This is a genomic window from Rufibacter roseolus, assembly GCF_017916365.1.
In the GTDB taxonomy this organism is placed as follows: Bacteria; Bacteroidota; Bacteroidia; order Cytophagales; family Hymenobacteraceae; genus Nibribacter; species Nibribacter roseolus.
Window position 1 is genome coordinate 548,768 of record NZ_JAFMSU010000001.1, and the last position, 13,717, is coordinate 562,484.

The 13,717-nt window shown below is 51.6% G+C and carries 12 protein-coding genes; 5 read left to right on the forward strand and 7 right to left on the reverse strand.

All coding sequences use genetic code 11. The features are described from left to right. Window positions 1-79: 79 nt before the first annotated feature. Window positions 80-850, reverse strand: a complete 771-nt coding sequence (locus J3P35_RS02285; RefSeq protein ID WP_210462653.1) for a glycoside hydrolase family 25 protein — start codon at window positions 848-850, stop codon at window positions 80-82. A 183-nt stretch (window positions 851-1,033) separates the two neighbouring features. Here J3P35_RS02285 and lptB point away from each other — a divergent pair, with 183 nt between their 5' ends. The 3 genes from lptB to J3P35_RS02300 all read left to right on the forward strand — a co-directional run bounded on the left by lptB (window position 1,034) and on the right by J3P35_RS02300 (window position 4,736). Next, entirely contained in the window at window positions 1,034-1,765 is a 732-nt protein-coding gene (lptB, locus tag J3P35_RS02290) for an LPS export ABC transporter ATP-binding protein (protein WP_210462655.1), read from the forward strand. Window positions 1,766-2,107: 342 nt separating this feature from the next. Then, window positions 2,108-3,595 (forward strand): GH3 auxin-responsive promoter family protein, encoded by a 1,488-nt coding sequence (locus J3P35_RS02295; protein WP_210462657.1) that lies wholly within the window; start codon window positions 2,108-2,110, stop codon window positions 3,593-3,595. Between the two features lie 520 nt (window positions 3,596-4,115). Further along, window positions 4,116-4,736 (forward strand): c-type cytochrome, encoded by a 621-nt coding sequence (locus J3P35_RS02300; RefSeq protein WP_210462659.1) that lies wholly within the window; start codon window positions 4,116-4,118, stop codon window positions 4,734-4,736. Window positions 4,737-4,805: 69 nt separating this feature from the next. Here J3P35_RS02300 and J3P35_RS02305 read toward each other — a convergent pair whose 3' ends face one another. The 3 genes from J3P35_RS02305 to gltX form a co-directional block, all read right to left on the reverse strand. Next, complete coding sequence (locus tag J3P35_RS02305) at window positions 4,806-5,567, reverse strand: TIGR00266 family protein (RefSeq protein ID WP_210462661.1); 762 nt, start codon at window positions 5,565-5,567, stop codon at window positions 4,806-4,808. Window positions 5,568-5,581: 14 nt separating this feature from the next. Beyond that, entirely contained in the window at window positions 5,582-5,944 is a 363-nt protein-coding gene (locus J3P35_RS02310; RefSeq protein WP_210462663.1) for a hypothetical protein, read from the reverse strand. Between the two features lie 233 nt (window positions 5,945-6,177). Then, a complete protein-coding gene (gene gltX, locus J3P35_RS02315; protein WP_210462666.1) occupies window positions 6,178-7,716 on the reverse strand; it encodes a glutamate--tRNA ligase in 1,539 nt (512 codons plus the stop codon). Between the two features lie 210 nt (window positions 7,717-7,926). Here gltX and J3P35_RS02320 point away from each other — a divergent pair, with 210 nt between their 5' ends. After that, window positions 7,927-8,919, forward strand: coding sequence for a YihY/virulence factor BrkB family protein (locus J3P35_RS02320; RefSeq protein ID WP_210462668.1), 993 nt, complete (start codon window positions 7,927-7,929; stop codon window positions 8,917-8,919). Window positions 8,920-9,045: 126 nt separating this feature from the next. Here J3P35_RS02320 and J3P35_RS02325 read toward each other — a convergent pair whose 3' ends face one another. Beyond that, entirely contained in the window at window positions 9,046-9,429 is a 384-nt protein-coding gene (locus J3P35_RS02325) for a RidA family protein (protein WP_210462670.1), read from the reverse strand. A gap of 48 nt (window positions 9,430-9,477) precedes the next feature. Between J3P35_RS02325 and J3P35_RS02330 the strand changes: the two genes are divergently transcribed. After that, entirely contained in the window at window positions 9,478-9,891 is a 414-nt protein-coding gene (locus J3P35_RS02330) for a hypothetical protein (RefSeq protein ID WP_210462672.1), read from the forward strand. A 447-nt stretch (window positions 9,892-10,338) separates the two neighbouring features. Here the strand turns inward: J3P35_RS02330 and J3P35_RS02335 are convergent, their stop codons facing one another. After that, entirely contained in the window at window positions 10,339-11,604 is a 1,266-nt protein-coding gene (locus tag J3P35_RS02335) for a DUF1501 domain-containing protein (protein WP_210462674.1), read from the reverse strand. A 26-nt stretch (window positions 11,605-11,630) separates the two neighbouring features. Beyond that, a complete protein-coding gene (locus J3P35_RS02340) occupies window positions 11,631-13,640 on the reverse strand; it encodes a DUF1800 domain-containing protein (protein ID WP_210462676.1) in 2,010 nt (669 codons plus the stop codon). Window positions 13,641-13,717: the final 77 nt, after the last annotated feature.

Below are 13,717 nucleotides of genomic sequence, written 5' to 3' on the forward strand. Positions count from 1 at the left end.
AGGCGAAAGCTTAGGGCTGGTTTGGGCCAGAAATAGACGGTTCTGTTTTAGCCCTGATTTCAGGAAAAGAGTGCTAAAACTAGTTGGATTGGGCCATTACCTGAGTAGTGGCTGGAGCAGGAACAGCCTTGGTAGCAGGCACGCAGTAAGCACTTAAAGCTTCTAAATCACCGTAGAACCAGTTTACGTCTACGGGAGCGTCAATGCCTCTTACGATGCCTTTTTCTGAATACTGCCAGAAAGCCATCTTGTCACCGGGGTGGATGGAAGGCTCGGCGTTCTGGTACCGGGCGATCCAGAAATGATAACCCGGGAAGTAGCCCCGGAGCTTGCTGTCATAGAACTTCTGATAGCTGTAGATGATGGGTTTCACGCCGTAATGCTTCTCAACCTCGGTGAGCCACTGGCGGATACCACTGCGCATCTGGGCATCGGGGATGTCGCTGGCGTAAGCTTCCACATCCAGCACTGGGGCCAGATCGCCGGGTAGGAGGGTAACGGTGTTTTTGAAGTGTGCAACTTGCTTTTCAACGCTCACCCAAGGCTGGTAGTAATGGTAGGCACCGCGTTTGATGCCGTGCTGGCGGCTGAGCTCCCAGTTGCGGTCAAAGTAAGGGTCTTTCATGAAATCGCCCTCAGTGGCTTTCACAAAGGCGAAGTTGATATTGGAGTCTTTCACATGCTCCCAGTTCACCTCACGCTGGTACCTTGACACGTCAATGCCATGCAGAAACGACACAGGATCGTTGCCGGCACTCAGCAGGGCCACGCAGAAAGTAAACAAGGCCGCCGCCACTCCGGCGTGACGGGCAACTTTCCTCAGGAAGGAAAACATAGATGGAAAACGCATGGGTGAAAGAAGAGGTATAAGTTACAGCTAAATGACAGCTTGCGCAAGGAATATCCCTATGGGTCAATCACTTTGTTTGAAAATTCATAATCCTGAGTGGAACATTGTGGTTCCTGCGTACGTAGCTGCAGCTCTTTTGCGTTACCGTACCACATCTGCGGTTTATTCCTTAATTTTAAGGCAATGATTTTACGTTCTGAAAACCTGTTCAAAAAATACAAGTCTCGCACGGTAGTTAACGATGTGAGTGTGGAAGTAAACCAAGGAGAGATTGTAGGGCTGCTGGGCCCTAACGGCGCCGGAAAAACCACCTCTTTCTACATGATTGTAGGGCTGGTGAAACCAAACTCCGGGCGTATTTTCCTGGACCAGGAAGACATCACTGAACTGCCCATGTACCGAAGAGCCAAAAGAGGCGTAGGTTATCTGGCGCAGGAGGCATCGGTGTTCCGCGACCTGACGGTGGAGGAGAACATCATGTCTGTGCTGGAGATGACGGGCAAGAGTAAGCAGGAGCGCCGCGAGAAAGTAGAGGAGCTGCTGGAGGAGTTCTCGCTCACGCACGTGCGCAAAAACAAAGGCGTGGTGCTCTCCGGGGGTGAGCGCCGCCGTACCGAGATCGCCCGTGCTCTTGCCGTAGACCCATCTTTCGTGTTGCTGGATGAGCCATTTGCCGGGGTAGACCCCATTGCGGTAGAGGAGATCCAGACCATCGTGGCCAAGCTAAAAACCAAGAATATCGGCATCCTCATCACCGACCACAACGTGAACGAGACGCTCTCCATCGTAGACCGCGCTTATCTATTGTTTGAAGGCAAAATCCTGAAAGCCGGCTCCGCCGAAGAACTCGCCGCCGATGAGCAGGTGCGCCGCGTTTACCTGGGTAAGCACTTCGAGCTGAAAAGAAAGGTTTAGTTGATTGCTGATCGTTGCTAATAAACGAAACCTTTCTTTTATCATCCTGAAAGGATCTTGTGGGCAAACCAGAAAGGCTTCTTTCCAACGCAATTACCCTCTGCAACCAAGATGGTAAACAGGGAAAAGTGGTTTCCTGAGCTACATCACTAGTTAGAAACTTAATCTCTGAAGAACAGTACAAGCACATATTCCAGCGCTTACTGCGGTTGCCTCTCTTGATCAATGGCCTCATCAAAGTGACGAATGACAACCTGAAAACGTAGCTAGGAAAACAACAATCAACAACTAACAATCAACATTTAGATAGTGGAGATAATCAATTCGCTTGTGACGTGGGTAATGAAGAAGAGGATCCATCAGATAGACCTTTTCCGGAAGTACCCGCATGATGTTCAGAACGAATTGTTCACCAACCTCATTTCCACGGCCAAGAATACCGAGTGGGGACAGAAATACGGCTACTCAGATAAATTGAGCGTGCGCGAGTTTCAGGAACGCGTGCCGGTCTGCGCCTATGAAGATCTGTACCCCTGCATTGAGCGCGTTATGCGTGGCGAACAAAACGTGCTATGGCCCAGCAAGGTGGAATGGTTTGCCAAATCATCGGGTACCACCAATGCTCGCAGTAAGTTTATTCCCGTTACCCCAGAGGCCTTGGAAGACTGTCACTACAAAGGAGGCAAAGACATGCTGTCCATTTACGTGAACAACTACCCAGACACGAAGATATTTTCCGGTAAGGGCCTCTCCATCGGGGGCAGCCACCATCCCAACGAGTTCAACTCAGAAACCCGCTGCGGCGATGTCTCGGCGGTGATTATGCAGAACCTGCCTATTTGGGCCGAGGCCATGCGCACGCCACCACTCAAAGTGGCACTTATGGACAAGTGGGAAGAGAAGATTGAGAAGATGGTAGAGATCACCGTCAAAGAAAATGTGACCAGCCTTTCGGGCGTGCCCACCTGGACCTACGTGCTTTTAAACCGCATTTTAGAAGAAACAGGCGCAAAGGACATCACCGAGGTATGGCCTAACCTAGAGCTGTTTACCCACGGAGCGGTGGCTTTCGGTCCATATAGAGAACTGTTCCGGCAGCTGATTCCTACCGAGAAGATGAACTACCTGGAGGTCTACAATGCCTCCGAAGGGTTCTTCGGTATACAGGACGAGCCCAGCCTCAAAGATGAGATGCTCCTGATGCTGGATTACGGCGTATTCTACGAGTTCATCCCCATGGAAGAAGCAGACCAGCAAAACCCCAAGGTGCTAACCTTAGACCAGGTGGAGCTTGGTAAGAACTACGCCCTGCTGATTTCCACTAATGCCGGTCTGTGGCGCTATAAAATAGGGGATACCGTTAAGTTCACCTCTCTGGATCCGTACCGCATCAAGATCTCGGGCAGAACCAAGCATTTCATCAACGCCTTCGGCGAAGAGGTGGTGGTAGAGAATGCCGAGACCGCTATTACGAAGGCCTGCGAGGCCACTGGCGCCACCATCACCAACTTCACGGCCGCGCCGGTGTACTTTGAGGGCAAGAGCAAAGGCGGGCACCAATGGGTCATAGAGTTCTCCCAGCAGCCTTCCAGTTTAGCGCACTTCACCGATGTCTTAGACCAAACGCTGCGCAAGGTCAACTCAGACTACGATGCCAAACGGCAGAAAGACCTGGCCTTGCAGGCACCGCTCATCACCGTGGCTCCCTCCGGCGCCTTCCTGAACTGGCTTCAGCACAAAGGCAAACTGGGTGGCCAGCACAAAGTGCCGCGCCTTGCAAATAACCGTGAGTACCTGGAGGAGATTCTGGCAGTAAATAACCTTTCCTAGTCAAAAAGGGAGAACTTTCCGCTAACCTGTGAGTATCGGCGTTTAACGCCTGTTTTCCCGTAAACTGCTCTGGAATAGCGGGCTTATAACCTTAGCTTTTTGACCTGGGTGTTTTGCCTAGCATTTCAGGAAAATAGGCTCAAAAGAAGCCATTGATTTTGAGGCAGGTCATAATATCAGGATCATGTCTACTGTAGTAATGAATAGTATTTATACAGGCAAAATTTGTATAAATACATAATAATCCTATCTTTATACCATTCTAAGTATATCAAAGAATATTATTGCTCTTCCAATTAAGCAGATAGAACGCCTCTAAAGCTACTCTTAGGCTTTCTGTTAGGGAGTAGAAGACCCAAAGTGCCGGCGTCTAGGTAGCCGGAGAAACCAATACGGTTCATCAGGAAAGTCCCCCACAGTTTCTAGTACTCTTCACGTGAAATTCAGAGCATAGTTCCGGCAAAGGAATCTCTATGCGGCTGTAACCATTCGCCTTTCCAACTTTAACCTTACTAAAGCCATGAAAAGAGTTCTTGCCATTGTGTGTGTCGCCGCTTTGTTCTACAGCTGCGAGAGCAAACCCAAGGAAAACAAAACTGCCGAGGCCGGGATCGTCAATGCCGTGACCGAATCATCCACGCAGCCTACGATCTTGAGCCAGGAGGCACTGAAAGAACGGGGAGAGTATTTGGTCACCATCGGGGCCTGCAGTGATTGCCACTCGCCCAAACTTACTCCCACAGACAAGATACCACCCATGACGCCAGACCCTGATCGGTTCCTGTCTGGGCACCCGGCATCCGAAAAACTTCCGCCTATGCCTGCAGGTGCGGGAAAAAACGGATGGGTGCTTTTCAGTATGAATAATACGGCGGCAGTAGGGCCCTGGGGTACCTCTTTTTCGGCGAACCTAACGCCAGACCCTACCGGTATTGGTAACTGGACCCTGGATAACTTCAAGAAAGCGCTGCGTGAAGGGAAATACAAAGGTATGGACAATACCCGGCAAATACTTCCGCCCATGCCCTGGCCGCACTACAGTAAAATGAAAGATGAAGACATAGAGGCTATCTTTACGTACCTGAAGTCTATAAAACCCGTGAAGAACGTGGTGCCGGCACCTCTTCCGCCCGCAGCCTAGGTTAAACGAAAAGGGAGAAGACACATGTGCCTTCTCCCTTTTCGTTTAAAATAACTCTACAAAGAAACGCTATTCCAGGAAGCTGCTCAGCAAACCGCCTTCTTTGTTGGCGTTTCCGCCGTAGGGCATCAACGCCTGGATGAGTTTCTTCACCGGCATAGACTGAATCCAGACACGGCCGGTGCCTCTGAGCGTAGCCAGGAACAGACCTTCCCCCCCGAAGACCATGGAACGCAAGCCGCCCGCCCGCTGAATGTCGAAATCAATCCCGTTTTCATAGGCCACCACGCAGCCAGTATCAATGCGGAGGGTCTCGTTGTGCAGGTGCCGCTCAATTACGGTGCCACCCGCGTGGATGAAGGCCAGACCATCGCCGGTGAGGCGCTGCATGATAAAACCCTCACCCCCGAAAAAGCCTGCGCCCAGACGCTGGTTGAAGTGCATGGCAATGCGGGTACCCAGCGCCGCGGCCAGGAAACCGTCTTTCTGCACAATCAAACCCTGCGGGAACTCGGCCAGGTTGATGGGCATGATGGTGCCCGGGTAAGGAGCCGAGAAGCCCACTTTGGCTTTGCCATACCCACGGTGGGTAAAATGCGTCATGAACAGCGACTCACCCGTAATGGCGCGGCTACCCATCTGCACCAGCTTGCCTAAGAAGCCCTGAGCGGGGTTAGAGCCATCGCCCATCTTGGTTTCAAACTGAATGCCGTCTTCCATGAACACCATGGCGCCGGCCTCGGCAATCACGGTTTCTTGCGGGTCTAGTTCTACTTCCAGTACCTGAATGTCTGAGCCGTAAATGCGGTAATCTACTTCGTGGGATGTCATATGTGAGGTTAGGTTTATTTTTTCTTCGGCTTAGGATCCGTTGGTTTCCCTTTGTCAGAGAAATCATCATCGGCCTCATCATCAAAAGATGTCCCTTTCTTGAAGAAATCCTCCTCGTTCTCTTCCTCATCCACGGTTTCCTCAATGGGGAATTCCTCGTCTTCTTCCTGCGGCCGTTTCTTGCCCTGGTCACCTACCAGTTTCTTGTCTGAGACGTTGCGGTCCAGGAAAGAATTGAGCTGGTCAATGTTGAAGTTAGAGGTGATGTCCCCCAAGGGATTGATCTTGATCTCGAAGCCCTCCAGTTCAGGGTGCACCTTCGCTTTTTTCTCCGGTTTATTCTCTGGTTTGTCCTTGTCTGCTTTCTTCTTTGCCATAGTAGTAAAGTTTACGCCCAGGCAAGCCGCCGGGCCAGTTGCTTTTACTACAAACGGGAAATCTGGCAGAAGGATAAACGAATTAAAAAGAATCCGCCGTCATAAGCAAGCCCCAGATGCTTGTTTATGACGGCGGATTTTATTGTTAGACCTAAAACATTTTGGGGCTGTTTTCTGCAAAACAGCCCCAAAATCATATGTATCGCATTTCTCTGCCTGCGCAGAAATTAGCGTTAAGCAGCGTACTGGGCCAGCTTGGTCAACGCGGCATCAATCCGGCTTTCAGTTTCTTCCCGGCCGATGATCTCAATGATGGCCATCAGGTCTGGGCCTGCTTCCACGCCGGTCAGGGCTATTCTCAAGGCCTGCATTACCTGGCCAATTTTCAAGCCATTGCGCTCCAGAACCTGTAGCAACAGGGCTTTTACAGAATCAGCGTTGAACTCTGGCAGAGAAGCTAGCTCGTTTCTGAATTCCTCAAAGGCTCCGGCAGCAGCAGCCGACCATTTCTTGGCCGCTACCTGCTCATTGTACTGCGTTGGCGCCACGAAGAAGTAAGCAGCCTCTTTCCAGAAATCCTGCGGGAAGGTCACGCGCTCTTTCATCAGGCTCACGATCTTCTCGGCGCGCTCTTCAGAGCACTCAATGCCTTGCTCGGGCAGGGCTGCCAGCAGGTACTGGGCTAATTCTGCGTCTGGTTTGGCGCGCAGGTATTGCTCATTGTACCAACGGGCTTTCTGGATATCGAAACGGGTACCGGATTTACCGATGCGCTCAATGCTGAAGGCCTCAATGAGTTCTTCCATAGAGAAGATCTCTTGCTGCGTGCCCGGGTTCCAGCCCAGGAAGGCCAGGAAGTTCACGAAACCGTCTGGCAGGTAACCCGCCTCTCGATAGCCGCTTGATTTCTCGCCGGTCACCGGATCTACCCAGTTCAGCGGGAATACCGGGAAACCTAACTTATCACCGTCGCGCTTGCTCAGTTTACCGTTGCCATCTGGTTTCAATAGCAGCGGTAAGTGTGCGAACTCCGGCATAGTGTCTTCCCACCCGAAGTAGCGGTACAGCAACACATGCAGTGGGGCACTTGGCAACCACTCCTCGCCTCTGATCACGTGGGTGATGCCCATCAGGTGGTCATCCACGATGTTAGCCAGGTGATAGGTTGGCATGCCGTCAGACTTCATCAAAACTTTGTCATCAATGGCCGAGGAATGCACCATTACCCAACCTCTGATCAGGTCTTTCAGACGAACTTCTTCTTTACGGGGCACTTTCAGACGGATCACATATGGGTCACCGCTCTCCAATCTGCGTTTCACCTCATCCTCCGGCAAAGTGAGGGAGTTCTTCATAGTGGCGCGGGTGATGGCGTTGTACTGTGGGGTGGCTACCTTAGCGGCTTTCAGGCGCTCGCGCATTTCTTCCAGTTCCTCAGCAGTGTCAAAAGCATAATAGGCGTGGCCGGCGTTCACCAGTTGCAGGGCGTAGTCCATGTACATGGGCTTACGCTCAGACTGGCGGTAAGGGGCGTGCGGGCCGCCGTGCACCGGGCTTTCGTCCAGTTTAATGCCGCACCACTCTAAGGAGTCAAAGATGTATTGCTCGGCGCCGGGCACAAAGCGGGTTTGATCTGTATCTTCAATGCGCAGTATCATTTTACCGCCCATTTTTTTAGCAAAAAGGTAATTATACAGCGCTGTGCGTACCCCACCAATATGCAGCGGCCCGGTAGGGCTAGGGGCAAAGCGTACTCGTACTTCTCTTTCCATGTTGTATAGGTATTTCAATCGAGGTGCAAAAGTACGGTATTTCAAGTCTTCCGTAAAGCTTTTATCCTTAAAACCTTGCGTCTCTGTTTACTAATTATTCCGGGCTGGTTTTCCCTGCTTCTCAGGGCTTTTGCTTAGGAAACCACTTGTGTTCCAATAAGTTTGTAAACCTGCCGCTTTTAGTACGTATGAAGGAGGAAAATAAACTACATGCTGAAAAGTAAGCTAAAGAAGGCTTGGAGTATCATTGTAGAGGTTTGGCTGGATTTTCTGGACAACAACTCGTTCCAGAAAGGAGCGGCCTTGGCTTACTATACCATATTCGCGCTGCCGCCTATCCTGATCATCATGATCAATACCGCCGGGGCCATCTTTGGGAAAGATGCGGTGCGGGGCCGGGTGTACGAGCAACTGCGTGATCTTCTGGGCAGTAAAGGGGCCTACGATATTCAGGAGATGGTAGAGAACATCAACCAGTCGGCTGACTTTACCTTTGCCACTGTGGTGGGGGTGTTTACCTTGCTTATAGGGGCCACCGGGGTTTTTGTCTCCCTGCAAGAGTCACTGAACCAGATTTGGGGCGTGAAACCCAAACCCCGAAACGAGTACCTGAAGCTGCTCTGGGACCGGCTGCTATCCTTCGCTATGATTCTGGCCATTGTGTTCCTGCTGCTGGTGAGTCTGGTAGTGCACACCGCATTGGTGGCCATCACCTCTTTCCTGACAAACCGGATTGATGAGTCTATCCTGCAACTCACCTGGATTGTCAATTGGGTGGGTTCCACGGGGGTGGTCACCTTTCTGTTCGCGTTGATCTATAAATTTCTGCCCGATGCCAAAATCAGGTGGGGCGATGTTTGGATAGGGGCCCTGGTCACGGCCGTCCTCTTTTCGCTGGGAAAATCATTGATTGGCCTCTACCTAGGAAACAGCGACTTTGCCGGTATCTATGGGGCCGCGGGCTCGGTGATTGTGGTGCTCACCTGGGTGTTTTATACCTCGCAGATCGTTTTCATCGGGGCCCAGTTCACTTTGGTGTACGCCCGCCGCTACGGAGCTGATATCTATCCTTCAACCTACGCGGTACGGGTCATCAACAAAGAAGTGGAGGTGGGGCATGCCCCCGTGAACGATGAACCAGGCCCTAATGAGGCCAAAGCCAAAGGCGAAGACTGTGAAGTTGACGAGAAGGTAAAGGATTGAATGAATGAGAGAATAAAAGGACGGATGTCTGCTTAAAGCCTGTTTTCCTGAAGACTGCCTTAAAATATATCAGGTAGACTCCATTACAATTCCATTCTCTCATTCATTCAATCTCTCCATCACTCATTAGAATTTAACCGCGATGCAGGAGATCTCCACATTCACATCTTTGGGCAGGCGGCTTACCTCCACGGTTTCGCGGGCCGGCGGATTGCTGGTGAAATAGCTTCCGTACGTCTCGTTAATTGCCCCAAAGTTGCCCAAGTCTTTCACGAAGATGCTGCACTTCACCACGTTGCTGAAGTCCATGCCTGCTTCCTGCAGAATGTACTGGAGGTTCTTCATGACCTGGTGCGTCTCGGTTTGGATATCTGCCTGTACTAATTGGCCAGTTTCCTGATCCAGGGCGATCTGTCCAGAGATATACAAGGTATTACCGGCCATTACGGCCTGACTGTAGGGGCCGATGGGGGCCGGAGCAGATTTGCTTTCTATGATGTTGGTTGCCATATGCAAAATGGTTAATCTGTATCTTTACAGGCTTAAAGGTACAGAAATATGAACACATTGGTTTTAGCCACGGAAGAGCAGGAAGCAGAAGTAAGCCTTAAATTCTATAACAGAGCCTATTTGCATTTACAAGACCCGGCAGAACTGAAAGCCTGGCTTCCGCAAGCGAATTTAGTGATTGATTTGCTTCTGCATGAGAGACCAGAGCGCCTGGCGCAATACAACCAGCAAGGCAAAGGCGACAAACTAACCGTGTTCTTCAACGCAAACCATCTAAACCTAACGGAGTTTACCTCAGCTTACTCCCCACTCAATTTCAACCTAGCCGGATTAATAGGCGAACCACTTGTGAACAAAGAAGTTCTGGAAGTAGTCCCTCTTCGCGAGGATTCCCACCGCTCTATTGACAAGGCTTTCGTGTTCCTGGCCTCGCTTTACCAATTGGTGAAGAATCACAAATAGGGGTTTACAGCCTCTTTTCGCGAAAACAGCCTCAAAACAGAAGGGTTTTATTGAGCCTTTGCTATTCTTCCGCTGGCGCGAGCGTCCCGCTCGTGTGCACGTATTGCAGAAAGGACTTTGTCGGGCTTTTCAGAGATAAGGTTCTCCAGCCTACTCAAGCCCTATCGCTCCTCCTCTTCTGTCATCTTGGAAAGATCTTGTGGGCGAACTAGAAAGGCATTAGAGAAACGGCACTACCGCTTGCCCACAAGATCCTTGCAGGATGACAAAGGTGTGGGTGAAGTGATTATCAGCAATGCGTACGGACACGAGCGGGACGCTCGCGCCAGCGGGGGAAGTATCCTTAGCTTGTTTTAAGGCTGTTTCCCAAAAACCAGCTTAAAACAGCAAGGGCAGCCGTAACGCTGCCCTTGCTGTTTTTATGAGTTGATGTGGTTAACTTTAGAATCAGCCCTGGCGCATTACGCCTATTTTCTCACCGGTAAAGTCAGGGAAGAGGACTTTGTCATTCTTGATGTTTAGGTGTTTTCCGGCTACTTCGCTGAAAATACTCCGGAAATCTGTAGTGACGGGGAGGTCGCGGCCGTCTTCCAGATTTTCTTTGGCCAGCGGCGGCACGTGGCCGTGCACCATTCCGCCGTTCACGTCGTTGCCTAAGATAAATAGGCAGGAGCCTCGGCCGTGGTCGGTGCCGTTACTGCCGTTCTGGTGCACGGTGCGGCCAAACTCGGTCATCGTCATCACGTTCACGTCATCCTGGTAGGCGTCCAGGTCTGTCCAGAAGGCGGTGATGCTTTGGCTCAGGTCATTCACGTTGCGGGCGAAAGTGCCGTTGGAGGTCCCTTGGTTGTAGTGCGTGTCCCATCCACCGGACTCGGCGAAAGCCACTTCCAGGCCCACGTCCATCTTGATCATCTGAGCGATCTGCTTCAGTGATTTTCCCAGCCCGGAGTTAGGGTAGACCGCATTGTTGGCCGGAATGTAGTTCTTGGAATCTATCTTTTGCAGCATCTTCACGGCCTCAAAACTCTCTTTGCCGGTTTTGTTCAGCAGGGAAGACGAGGTCTGGTCATACAAATCCTCAAAGTTCTTGGAGGCTAACGCCGCACCCTGTTGGTTTCCGCGCATCTGCACCCCGAAATCCTGTAGGTTGCTGATGGCAATAGCGGCATGGTCGCCGTAGAAAGAGCGGGGCAACGATGACGTGAGGCTGACTGCCTGGAACGGGGTGGGCTCGTGGCCCAGTAAACCCACGGCCCGGTTGAGCCATCCGCTGGCTGTGCCTTTGTCAAAAGGGGTGCCGGTTTCCATGTAGTCCTGCGCATCGAAGTGGGAGCGGGTGGGGTTAGGAGAGCCCATGCCGTGCACAATGGCCAGGCGCTTCTCCCGGAACAAGGACTCAAACGACCGCATGGCCGGGTGCAACCCGAAACGCCCGTCCAGGTCCAGCAAGGGATTGGCCGAACTCTGCGCAGCAGTCATGAACAGGCCGGGTCGCGCCTGCTGCAGGAATTCATCGGTGAAGGGCGTCACGGCCATCAAACCATCCATGGCACCCCGCTGAAAGATGCAGACCAGGATCTTGTTTTTCTTGTAGGGCAGCACCAGTTTGCTGCTACTGGCCGCCTGCGCCAAAAAATTAGGTACGCCGCCCAGGCCCGCCGCGAAAAGCGCCAGCGCCCCTGATTTCAGGAATCCTCTTCTGGTAGTCATCTCAATTTTTTTGCGGGTTAAACAGATTATCTGCGCTGGAACTCAGGGGACCCAATGATGATGCCCACCACCTGGGCCAGCATGGGTGTGTTGGTGCCTTTCAGGGCCTTGGGGTTCATCGGCATGGCAGGGTCTTTCTTCTGGTTCTTTTTACCGTCCTGGCCTTTTTTCTCCTGCATTTCAATCATCATCTCATCCTCTTGCACCCGGGTTTCGTTCTGCATTGCCACTGGCTTTTTATTAGCCGCTGCATCTACCTTCTGCCCGAAACTAGGATCAGTGAGCGTGGGCGTTAAGCGTTTGATAGTGGCCTCCAGATTGCGCTCGGGCAGCAGGAACTGGCTGTAGGTGAGCAAAGCTGCCTCGGCGCTTTCCGGTTCCCGATTTTGGTTCAGGGCTACCAAGTCAAAGGAAATGCCCTTTATCTTCTGCGAAGCCAAAGCCAGCCCAAAGTTCATGCGGTTGAGCAAGGAGCCGGTGTTGATCCAGTAAGTGCCTTTATCTGGGAAGCCAGTAGGAGCTTGGTAATAGTAGATTCGCTCGCCCATTTTGGTGATCCAAGCATTCAAGGGAGCGGGGTCCTGAATGTCAGCGTTGAGGCTGCGCACTGAACTAATGGCCAGTTCAAACGGCGACTTGGTTTTCTCCCGCAAGGCCTCTTTGCTCCAGAACTCGGGCGCGGTGACCATGGTCAGCAACACCTCCTTGATGTCTCCGTCCTTCTCCCGAAAGGTTTTGGCCATCTTGTCTATTAGGCTCTGGGGCGGCGTATCATTTACGAACCGGATAGCCAGCTTTCTGGAGATGAACTTTGCCGTTGATGGATGGTGAGCTAGTAAATTGATCAGCCGCAGGCCTTCTTCGTAGCCGCCGTTAGCCGGAAAATTGGTGCCCAGCACTACTTTCGGTCCCTGGTCATGCTTATTGGCCGCGAAGAAGAAGTCTCCTTCCTGCACACTGCCTTGTTTTTCCAGCAAAGCAGCCCGGTCTGGGTTCTGCTCAGAAGCTGGCCTTTTCAGGTTAAAATGATTCATCTCGGGGTTGATGGTCCAACCAGTTAAGATGCGGGCTGCCTGCGTCACATCCTGCTGGGTATAACCACCATCTACTCCTAGGGTATGCAGTTCCATGATCTCGCGGGCGTAGTTCTCATTCAAGCCCGCACCTCTTTTAACTGTCTTTATTTTCTGAGCCAATTGCTTTTGCTGTAGCGCGGTGTCTTGGGCCAGACGGGCCTCCAGCATTAGTTGTTGGCGCTCCTGCCGCTTTTTCTGCTCCGGGGTGAGGCTTTGTTTTTCGGCTACGCTTTTGAAATTGTCCAGATACGCCAGCATAGCAGGTGATTTAGCCGTGGCCAGCAAAATAGTCTCGAACTTGCCCAATACATTAGGCCTGATCACATCCCGCTCATAGGAGGTAAGGTACAGGTCGCAGTTCTTGTTCGTGAGCGAAACGTTGAAATGGTTAAACCAGAAGCTAGTCAGGATTTCCTGTAATTGGTTCTGCGAGTAAGTGGCCCGCAGGATTTTTTGATTGAAGAGCGCATTGTGAAGTTCCCCCTGCGGCCTGAAGCCTTTTTCCCGCATATAGGCACCCAGTTTCTCCCTTTGCGCTATTCTGCCTTCTTTGGTCAGTTCACTGTTCTTGAGGGAATCTATATGAAAGACACCTTCCTGCATTCCCAGCTTCAGGATTTGGCCTTTCTGCGGGTAGTAGTACACAATCTCCTCATTTGACATCTTCAAAGAGCGGTAGGGAGCAAGCTTCTGCTCCAGTTCAGGGTCAGGTAGATTGGCCTGGAGCTGCTGCGCAAACCATTTCTCCAGCCCTATTTTCACCACCTCATCTACCTGACCTGGCTTGGAGCCGAAGGTGAAACGGCTAAGTAAATGAGCCGCCGCCTGCCGCTCGGTGAGGCCCGCCTTTTTATAGGGGAATTTGGGCACTTTTGCCACCGGTTCCGCTGCACTTCCAAATGAGGAAAGTAGGCAAATTGAGAAGACGAAGACCAGCGCCTGACCGGGATATCTAAACATACGGTGCATACTGCCGATATTTTAAGTGATTACTTTCTGTCTCAAGGCTGAGGTTACGGTTAACGATATATTGTTCT